Genomic DNA, 9,074 nt, shown 5'->3' on the forward strand with positions numbered 1-9,074 from the left:
GTTCGCGATTAGCATTCGCATTGGGATCGTCGCCGAGGCTCGCGTTCACCGTCGTCGCGCTCTTCGTTTTTCTTTCTCCTGAACTGAAAAACGTTTCACGTGAAACATTCGCAGCGGAAACCACAACCACCGCGGAGGTTTCCCAGGGATTGACCTGCCAATGCGGATGCGGTCTAACCGTCGCCAACTGCAATATGCCGACCTGCGGCTTTTCAGTGCCCTTGCGCGCCGAGATAGATGACATGATCCGCAAAGGCAACAACCGTGCGCAGATAATCGCCTTCTATCGCCACAAGTACGGCGAAAAAGTCCTGTCCGCGCCGACCGCTGAGGGCTTCAACCTGCTCGCCTGGACGATGCCTTTTATCGCGCTCGTACTCGGCGGCGGCTTGATGGTGCTCGTGGTCGGGCGATGGCGCTCCAATTCGCCTTCACCGTCTGCGCCGTCCGGCTCGAAACCGGCCGGGGAGCCGTCGTCATTCGATTCCGAACTCAGGCGCAGACTTGAAAACGAACTCAAGGAGCGCAGATAACCGGTGTTCATTCTTGCCGCCGCGCTAATTGTCGCCGGAGTCGCGCTGTTCGTGGCGGCTCCACTGGGCATCGGGCTAATCGGAGCGCGCGCCAAGTCGTCGGGCGAGATTCAAGTGGAGCGCGACGAGCATGATCGCGCGCTGGCGGTGCAGGGTCTTCGCGAGCTCGAGTTCGATCGCGAGATGGGCAAGCTGTCTGACGAGGACTACGAATCGATGCACAAGGCGCTCGAGGATCGGGCGCTGACCGCGATGGCCGCGGTCGAGAATTTCCACCTCCAGACCGCCAAGGCTGCAAACCCGAAGAAGTTGCCCTCTGCATCTTCGCCGCAGGCGCCGCGCCGCACCGGATCGCCGGCGCGACGCAGCGGCGCCGTGCCGACGCCCGTCGCGCATGCGGAATCGCCACGGCCGCCGCAATCCTCGCAGTCGCCGTCGCGCACGATTCGCTTCTGTTCGCAATGCGGAGCGCCCGCGGCGGCCGACTCGAAGTTCTGCGCGCAATGCGGGCTGGCGATCAAGCCGACAGCCGCCACGGCCGCCTGGACTGAGTGATGTCGGCGCCCGTCGTCGAGATTCGCAATCTGGAAAAGACTTATGGTCTGGCGTTCGTCCTGCGCGAAGTGCAATTGCGGATGCTGGCGGGTGCGGGCGCGTTTATAATTGGCGGCAACGGCGCCGGGAAATCCACCCTGCTGCGAATCCTGGCCGGACTCGAAGCACCCAGCGGCGGCCACGCGCTGGTCTTCGGGCAGGACACGCGCCGACTCGTGGCGCGCTATCGGCGCCGAATCGGCCTGATGGCGCATCAGAGTTTCCTCTACCCGAATCTGACCGCGCGGGAGAATCTCGAATTTTACGCTGAACTGTATTCGCTTGCCGACCCGCGCGACTGCGCCCATCAATGGCTCGGCCGGGTCGGACTGGCCGAGGTTGCCGATACCCGCGTGCGTGCGTTCTCGCGCGGTATGGAGCAGCGCCTCTCGGCGGCGCGTGCGATGCTTGCCGAGCCGGAGTTGCTGTTGCTCGATGAGCCGTTCGCGTCGCTCGACCATGACGGCGCCGAAATCGTCGCGGCGCTGATTCGCGGCGCTATCGAACGTGGCGCCTGCGTGCTGGCAACCACTCACGGAATCCCCGAAATAGATGGCGTCGAGGTCGCGGTCTTCGAAATCTCGCGCGGGCGCCTGATGCAGCATGTGCATAAGGAGGAGGTCCGGCGCGGCGGGCGAATTCGCTCGCTGCTGGGCAGATAGAAGCCGTGTCGGGATTTGCCGCCGTTTTGCGCAAGGACCTGCGCCTCGAGCTCCGCAGCGGCGAGAGCACGCTGGCGCTGCTCGCGCTCTCGATGCTGGTGCTGGTGGTGCTGGTCTTCGCGCTCGGCGCGGCGCGCGTGCGCAGCGTCGACGCGGCCGCGGGCGCTCTGTGGGTCGCGATGGTGTTCGCGGGGATGCTGGGCGCCAATCGCGCGCTGCTCGCGGAGCGCGACAACGGCGCGATTCGCGGCCTGCTGCTCAGCCCGCTCGATCCCTCCACGCTCTACGCCGCGAAACTCTGCGCCGCGTTCATCTTCATGGCGGTGGCCGAGGTTGGCGCGGTCGTCCTGATGGTGTTGTTCTTCAATCTCGACTTCGACGCATCGATGGCGCGGCTGGCTCCGATTCTGGTGCTGGGCGCGATCGGATTTTCCGCGCTGGCGACGCTGCTATCCGCAATCACCGGACGCACTCGCGGCGGCGATATGCTGTTGCCGATTCTCGCTGTGCCGATTTTCGTACCGGCGCTGATTGCGGGCGTCAAGGCCAGTGCCGCCGCGCTTTCGGGCGCGCCGTTTGAGTCGATGGGCGACTGGCTGAAGATCATGATCGCGTTCGATGTGCTGTTCGTCACCGCCGGTTACCTGCTGTTCGAGCATGTGGTAGGTGGGGACTGACGAAGGGAAAAGACTGGTGGCCCGATGAACAACCCCACGATTCGCAACTGGCTCGGATTCTCGACGCTGGCCCTGATGCTGGCGTCGCTGTTCATGGTCTTCGACTACGTTCCACCCGATGCCGAGATGGGAATCGCCCAGCTGATCTTTTATTTTCACGTCCCGCTCGCCTGGGTCGCGTTCGCGTCGTTCGGGCTGGTCGCGATAGCGGGGATATTCTACCTGTGGCTCGGCGATCAGCTCTGGGACGACCTCGGCTACGCCGCCGCCGAAACCGGGATGGTCTTCTGCACGCTGATGATTGTCGCGGGTTCGATTTGGGCCAAGCCGATTTGGGGCACCTGGTGGACGTGGGACTCGCGGTTGACGATGACTTTTATCCTGTGGCTGATGTACGGCGGCTACCTGATGCTGCGCGCCAGCGCCGATGACACGCCGCAGGTAGCCCGCTTCGGCGCGGTGATCGGAATCGTCGCCGCGATGGACGTGCCGATCGTTATCGTGTCGGTGCGACTGTGGCGCACGATACATCCCGCGGTGCTGGTTACCAAGCAGGGCACCCATGGGTTGGAGGATCCACGGATGGTCTGGACGCTGCTGGTGTCGCTGACGGCATTTACGTTGTTGTGGGCGTGGCTCCTGATGCTGCGATTCACGCAGTTGCGGACGCGAAGCAGGATGGCCTGGCTGGCCGGCAGGATAGCGCTGGCGACCGCGGCGGCATCCGACCCGAAGTAATGGAGTTGAGTTGATGGGAGCACATTTTGGATACCTGTTCGCCGCGTATAGCATCATCTTCGTTGCGATGTTCCTGTACGTGATGTTCATTTGGCGCCGCCAGGCGGCGCTTGACGCGGAACTTCGCACGCTGGAGGCGCGGGTGGCGGCGCTGACGGAGCACTCGGCGGCCGGCAGGCCGCCGGAGCCGCGATCCGGGGCTTGATTTGCCAATCGAGCATGGCCAGTGAGTATAGTGACTGAGGCTCCGAATGTTTCCGACTGAGTATTTCGGATGGAATTTCGCGACTACTACAAAACTCTCGGAGTCGATCGAAAAGCCAGCGAGGCGGAAATCAAAAGCGCCTACCGCAAGCTCGCCCGCAAATTCCATCCCGACGTAAATCCCAACAATAAGGATGCCGAGGCTAAATTCAAGCAACTGAACGAGGCCTACCAGGTCATCGGCGACGCCGACAAGCGCAAGAAGTACGACGAACTCGGCGCCGATTGGGAGCACGGCGTATCGCAGGAAGAGATGATGCGCCGATACGCGCGGCAGCAATCGGCGGCCGGCGCGGGCGCGGGCGCAGAGTTCGGCGGCGGCGATTTCAGCGATTTCTTTTCGCAATTCTTCGGTGGCGCCGGAGCAAGCGGTTTCGGACGCGGCGCCGGCGGGCGCAGCCGCGGCGCTTCATCACGCGAATTTTCCGGCTTCGATTTCGACGCCGGCGGCGCGGGCGCCGGGCCGGCGCGGGCGCCCGATCTTCGCGCCGAAGTCAGAATCCCGCTGCTCGATGCCGTCAAGGGCGCGAAGCGGCGGCTCGATCTCGTCGCCGAGGACGAATGCGCCACCTGCCGCGGCAGCGGGATGATCGCCCGCGAGGAAAAGCAGGGCAAGGCGCGCGTGATTCGTTCCGCCGAGGCTTGTCCGACCTGCGCCGGGGTTGGCGTGGTGCAGGCGCGGCGCACGCTCGAAGTCACAATCCCGGCGGGCGCGGCGGACGGCACGCAGTTGCGCTTGAAGGGGCAGGGCGGCCGCGCACCGCGTCCCGATCAGAATGGCGATCTCTTCCTGACGGTCAGAATCGAACCGAACCCGGTGTTTGCGCTTGCGGGCCGCGACCTGCGGGTTAATTTGCCGGTGTGGGATTACGAAGCGGCGCTCGGCGCCGAAATCACCGCGCCGACGGTTGACGGGCGCGTGTCGCTCAAGATTATTCCCGGCAGCCAGGCGGGCAGGGTGATGCGGCTGCGCGGGCGGGGGCTGCCGGCGCGCGGCAAGGAGCCTGCGGGGGACCTGCTCTACGAACTGAAGGTCCTCGCGCCGACCGACTTGAACGCCAAGGAGCGCGCGCTCATGCAGGATTTGGCCGACAGTCTCAAGGCGCGCGGGATTGCCGATCCGCGGGCGGAACTGATGGCGTCGAAGTGACGCGGAACTGAACACGATGGCGCGGCGATCTTCCACAACCAGCTCGACTTCGACGCATCGACGCGCCGATCGCGGCAAAGTGGTGCTGATGAGCAGGAGCGTGTTCTGCTCGATAGGCGGAATCAGCGAAGGCGACTTGGCGTCGTGGGAGCGCGAGGATTTGATCGCGCCGGTTCGAGTGGAGCGACTGCGCGGACGGCCGGAGGCGCTATACGATCGCGAAGCGTTGCGACGGGTCCGCGTGATTCGCACGCTCGGCGAGGAACTCGAAGTGAATATCCCGGGGATCGGCGTGATCCTGCATTTGCTGGATCAGATGGGGCGCTGACCGCCTGTTGGAAGGGGTGAGATGACACAAAAAAAGGAACCCGCGATATGCTTCGCTCAGGAGCGGGCGGCGAAGGCGCGAGCTTCGAGAGTATAGAGAACGTGCGGCAGCCCGGCGTGCACGATGTCGCGCTGGTATGTGAACCCGCAATGCTCCATCACGCCACGTGAGGCCCGGTTGTGCGGCAAGGTGAAGGCAACGATTCGATCCAGGCGCGTCACGTCGAAAGCCAACTTCAGTGCCGCGATTGAAATCTCGGTCGCGATTCCTATCCCCCAGTAATCGGACCTGACCGCATACGCGAGCTCGATCTCGTCGCGGCCCTCGACGACGGCGTGTTTGATTCCGCCGTAACCAACGAAAACGAACTCGCCGCCGACCCGCTCACGGAAGATCCACAGTCCGAAACCGTGCAACTTCCAATGCTCGGCGGCGTTTTTCAGGAAAGCACGGGTCTGCACTTCGCTGAAAACGTTGCCGTCGGCGGACAGCGTCGCCATCACGCGCGAATCGCTGTGCAGACGGCGAATATCTGCGAAGTCGCCGGGAACGGCGGGCGTGCCGACCAGACGACGAGTGTTGAGTTCGTTCACGCCGGATTTAAGCGGCTCGCGCGGTTACTTCTTGCGAACGATGGTGAGGCCGTCGGCGACGCCTATCATCACAGCCTCGACGCGCGTGTCGTTCGCGATGAAATCGTTGAGCGCGCGAAGCGCCAGCGTGTCCGCATCCTTTATCGTTTCTTCGATGACCGCACCGTTCCACAACACGTTGTCGAACAGGATGAGTCCGCCCGGACGCAGGCGCTTGAGAATCTCTTCGTAATAGATCCCGTAGCTCGACTTGTCGGCGTCGATAAATGCGAAGTCGAAGGTATGCGAAACCGGGAGCGCCTTCAGCGTATCGGCCGCGGGCCCCAGCTTGAGTGTTATCTTGTTCGCGACGCCCGCCCGTTCCCAATAGCGACGCCCGATGCCGGTCCATTGCTCGTTCACGTCGCAGCACAGAAGCCGGCCGTCGGCGGGCAACGCGCGAGCTACGCACAGTGCGCTGTAGCCGGTGAACGTCCCGACCTCGACCGCGGAGCGCGCGCCGATCGCGCCGGCGAGGATTGCCATGAGCGTGCCTTGCTCGGCGGCAATCTGCATTGTGCTAATCGACCCCAATTGTGCGGTCTCAGCCGCCAATTCGGCGCGGATCGGATCGCCGTTGTGCCCATGCGCAACCAGATAGTCATAGAGTTTGGGAGTGAGCGCGATAAACTTCGACGGTCCGGCCATGCTCACTTCCTACCGGCCGCCGAGATACGCGAAGTCGCCGTGCTGATTCACTGTCAACGTGCCTGTGAAGATTGAATGATGCTTCTGCGCGCCCATCGCGATTCGGTATATCAGGTCGGATTCGCCGACCTCGAAAAATGCGTCGTCCGGCGACAGCACGTAGAGCTTTTCGTGATCGTCAGAATCGGTGGCCCCGATGAACATAGCGCCCGAAGCCGTCATCACCGGGTCACCCAGCGACTCGAGTTCGGTGCCGAAGGGAGTTAGCTGTCCGCGCTGAATGCGCAAATCGAGGCGCTGCCGGGTCAGCCGAAAAATCGCCGGTATGCGCGCGCATCCTGCGAGCACCGCGGTTGTTCCATCAGCCATCAAACCCGGGCGCCCCGCCGACAGATATGAAACCGGACCGACCGAAGTTAGAGTGCCGGTCGGCAGGATCCTCGCCATTGAACCGCCGCTGTACAGGAACAGCGCCGCGCCGCTGGGCGACTTGGCGGTGAACGCAACCATTATTCCAAGCGGGGTGGGCAGCGCAGCCGGCAATCCGAACGGGCGCTGATAGAGCGTGTGATTGGGTCCGTATTCGCCTTCGACCGCAAGCTCCGTAACGCCGCCTGCAACGGAAGCAAGCAGCAGCGCCTGACGGTGTCCAGCGGGCTTCGCGCTCTCGCCGAGAAACCCGGTGAACACGACCTGTCCGTCGTCGCCCATTTGCGGGCTGCCGAAGCTCAGCACCGCGATCTCGTGCCCTTCATTGGTTTTGTCGCCCGCCTTCGCCATGCAAGTGAGTTTGCCGTGCGAATAAAAGAACAGCCCATCGCGGCCGTGCGGCACTATCGACATGAACGCGATATTTCCGTCCATGTCTGCGATGGGATAAGGGTCGCCCTTGAATGCGGGACTGCAATCACCGGCCAACGCCTTGGGATTGAGCGCCATGATTATCTTATGGCTCGGTATGGCATCGGCATTGCCGATGAAGATATTCCACCGGGCCTTGATCTTGGTGTCCTTGGGCTGCGTCTCGGCGCCAAAGATCACGCGTCCATCGGGCATCATCGACGGCACGCCGACTTCGGTTATGACGCCGCCGCCGGGCGCCGGCATTCCGATTTCGGTGATCAGCGCCGGGACGCCGTTGCTGTCGCTGGCATAGACTGCCTGCGTGTTGTCCATTTGCAACTCGGCGCTGCTTCCGCTAAGGGTCAGCGAAACCGCGTGCGCGCTCAGTGGAGTCAGGAGCAGAATCACGAGCGCAGACAAGAAAGCCCTGAAATTAAACATTTTTTCCCCGGCTCTTAATCAGTAGCTCGAATGCTAAGTCCCCGAGATTCTTATAGTCGCCGAAGCTCCCCTAACGCAATGCAAGGAAAAAGCCAGCCTGCGGCGGCGGGTCAGGACCTCAGAACGCGATTGAATCCAGCATCGCCTGGATTCGTTCCGGGTGCGTCTCGGACCAGTAGATTCGGCCGCACTGCTCGCACTCGGCAAATCGATCGTGGCCGGCAAAAACGTAGGGCGGCACTCGCCGCGACACGAGTTCACGTGCAACCGGGGTCAGCACATGGTTGCATCGCGAGCATCTCGTCAGCGCAACCACTCGCGGGTCAAGCCGGAAGCGTCTGACAGCTTCGCGCAGCTGTCCTCTGATGGCGTTGTCCTCGACGAAAAAAACGCCGGCCGCGGTTCGAAGGCGTTTATCGCGGGTCACCAGGATTCTGTTGTCGGCGCGAGCGATCTTCAGAAGCTCAGCGCCGGTCAGCGACGCGTCGGTAATCACGTCGGCGCCGAGCAGCCGCAGCCATCGCGCCAATCGCATCAGCATCCGGTCGGCCGCAAGTCGGGGAGTTTCATCCATCGCGATGGGCGGTATTATATCAGCGATCGACCAGACCGTAGCCCGGGAAAATATAAAGTGACAGTTTAAGTTCTGAGAGGCGCGCGATGCAGGAAATTCAGGTGTCGTTTCGATCCGGCGAGTTGAGGTTGGAAGGCCTGCTCGCCAATCCCGGCGCAAATGCGCCCGCGGCAGTGGTCTGTCATCCGCATCCCGCCTATGGCGGCTCGATGTTCAACAACGTGGTCGATGCGATCCTCGCGGCGATGTGGCAAGCAGGATACGCGACCTTGCGCTTCAACTTTCGCGGCGTCGGCGCCAGCGACGGCGAGCATGACGGCGGTCCCGGCGAAGTCGATGACGCGGTTGCGGCGATGGCGTTTGTGCTCGCGCAGCCCGGCGTGCGCAAAGCGGGCGCCGTGATGGCGGGATATTCGTTTGGCGCAATGGTCGCGGTGAGCGCAGGATACGCACGCGCGGAGATCGCGCGCATCGTCGCCGTCGCGCTGCCGCTTGCGATGGCTGATGCGCGCATCCCGGATGGCGCATCGAAGCCCGTGCTACTGGTTTCCGGCGATCGCGATTCGTACTCGCCCGTCGCGGGGCTGAAAACGCTCAGGTCGCAAATCGGTGACTCGGCGCGACTCGAGATCATTCCCGGCGCCGATCATTTCTTCGGCGGCCACGAAGCGGAACTGTCGCGCGCAATCGCCGCCGCAATCGCAAGCTAGCTGCCGCCGGAAGGCGCGGGAGCGGCGCGGGTCTTCTCCCAGATGGCGTAGAAAGGATCGTCGGGATGCGCCTTCGCGATCGAAATGATCTGCGCGATCGTCGCGCGCAAGTCACCGTGATTCATCCGATCGAGCGCGGCGAAGTTGTCGAGATCGTGAAAGTAGATCAGATAGTTCACCAGCACGGCGTTGTTCAGCGGCTGCTTGTCGAGGTCGAAGCGCTCGAGTCCCGATAGCGACGGCGCCAGCGCAGCGTAGTCGGCCTTGATCGCTGCGAAGG

The 9,074-nt window shown here is 63.1% G+C and carries 14 protein-coding genes; 9 read left to right on the forward strand and 5 right to left on the reverse strand.

Features of this window, described 5'->3' with window-relative positions; genetic code table 11:
* Window positions 1-20 precede the first annotated feature (20 nt).
* From ABSB13_RS08805 to ABSB13_RS08840, 8 genes are all read left to right on the forward strand, one after another.
* Window positions 21-533: a cytochrome c-type biogenesis protein gene (locus ABSB13_RS08805; RefSeq protein ID WP_428107482.1), complete on the forward strand. Its 513-nt coding sequence runs from the start codon at window positions 21-23 to the stop codon at window positions 531-533.
* Window positions 534-536: 3 nt separating this feature from the next.
* Window positions 537-1,088 (forward strand): c-type cytochrome biogenesis protein CcmI, encoded by a 552-nt coding sequence (ccmI, locus tag ABSB13_RS08810; RefSeq protein WP_428107483.1) that lies wholly within the window; start codon window positions 537-539, stop codon window positions 1,086-1,088.
* The gene (gene ccmA / locus ABSB13_RS08815; RefSeq protein ID WP_428107485.1) at window positions 1,088-1,789 is read left to right on the forward strand and encodes a heme ABC exporter ATP-binding protein CcmA; all 702 of its coding nucleotides are present in this window, start codon (window positions 1,088-1,090) and stop codon (window positions 1,787-1,789) included. Before ccmI ends, ccmA begins: the two co-directional genes overlap by 1 nt.
* A 5-nt stretch (window positions 1,790-1,794) precedes the next feature.
* Complete coding sequence (locus ABSB13_RS08820) at window positions 1,795-2,466, forward strand: heme exporter protein CcmB (protein ID WP_428107486.1); 672 nt, start codon at window positions 1,795-1,797, stop codon at window positions 2,464-2,466.
* A 24-nt stretch (window positions 2,467-2,490) separates the two neighbouring features.
* Window positions 2,491-3,204, forward strand: a complete 714-nt coding sequence (locus ABSB13_RS08825; protein WP_428107487.1) for a cytochrome c biogenesis protein — start codon at window positions 2,491-2,493, stop codon at window positions 3,202-3,204.
* Between the two features lie 13 nt (window positions 3,205-3,217).
* Window positions 3,218-3,409: a CcmD family protein gene (locus tag ABSB13_RS08830; RefSeq protein WP_424673895.1), complete on the forward strand. Its 192-nt coding sequence runs from the start codon at window positions 3,218-3,220 to the stop codon at window positions 3,407-3,409.
* A gap of 69 nt (window positions 3,410-3,478) precedes the next feature.
* Window positions 3,479-4,618: a DnaJ C-terminal domain-containing protein gene (locus ABSB13_RS08835; protein ID WP_428107489.1), complete on the forward strand. Its 1,140-nt coding sequence runs from the start codon at window positions 3,479-3,481 to the stop codon at window positions 4,616-4,618.
* Between the two features lie 16 nt (window positions 4,619-4,634).
* On the forward strand, window positions 4,635-4,946 hold the full coding sequence (locus ABSB13_RS08840) for a chaperone modulator CbpM (protein WP_428107490.1): 312 nt from the start codon (window positions 4,635-4,637) through the stop codon (window positions 4,944-4,946).
* A gap of 56 nt (window positions 4,947-5,002) precedes the next feature.
* Here the strand turns inward: ABSB13_RS08840 and ABSB13_RS08845 are convergent, their stop codons facing one another.
* From ABSB13_RS08845 to ABSB13_RS08860, 4 genes are all read right to left on the reverse strand, one after another.
* Complete coding sequence (locus ABSB13_RS08845) at window positions 5,003-5,539, reverse strand: GNAT family N-acetyltransferase (RefSeq protein ID WP_428107491.1); 537 nt, start codon at window positions 5,537-5,539, stop codon at window positions 5,003-5,005.
* Window positions 5,540-5,563: 24 nt separating this feature from the next.
* Window positions 5,564-6,226 carry an O-methyltransferase gene (locus tag ABSB13_RS08850; protein WP_428107492.1) on the reverse strand — a complete coding sequence of 221 codons (663 nt, stop codon included), beginning with the start codon at window positions 6,224-6,226 and terminating at the stop codon, window positions 5,564-5,566.
* Between the two features lie 9 nt (window positions 6,227-6,235).
* On the reverse strand, window positions 6,236-7,510 hold the full coding sequence (locus tag ABSB13_RS08855; protein ID WP_428107494.1) for a DUF7453 family protein: 1,275 nt from the start codon (window positions 7,508-7,510) through the stop codon (window positions 6,236-6,238).
* A 118-nt stretch (window positions 7,511-7,628) separates the two neighbouring features.
* A complete protein-coding gene (locus tag ABSB13_RS08860) occupies window positions 7,629-8,084 on the reverse strand; it encodes a Mut7-C RNAse domain-containing protein (protein WP_428107495.1) in 456 nt (151 codons plus the stop codon).
* Between the two features lie 86 nt (window positions 8,085-8,170).
* On the opposite strand from ABSB13_RS08860, the gene ABSB13_RS08865 reads away from it, so the two are divergent.
* Complete coding sequence (locus tag ABSB13_RS08865; RefSeq protein ID WP_428107496.1) at window positions 8,171-8,794, forward strand: alpha/beta hydrolase; 624 nt, start codon at window positions 8,171-8,173, stop codon at window positions 8,792-8,794.
* On the opposite strand, the gene ABSB13_RS08870 is transcribed toward ABSB13_RS08865, so the two are convergent.
* Window positions 8,791-9,074, reverse strand: a 284-nt coding sequence (locus ABSB13_RS08870; protein ID WP_428107498.1) for a hypothetical protein, incomplete at its 5' end; no start/stop codon positions are given. The two genes, ABSB13_RS08865 and ABSB13_RS08870, sit on opposite strands and share 4 nt — an antisense overlap.

The sequence above is a fragment of the Binatus sp. (SeqCode) genome (assembly GCF_050013435.1).
Lineage (GTDB): Bacteria > Desulfobacterota > Binatia > Binatales > Binataceae > Binatus.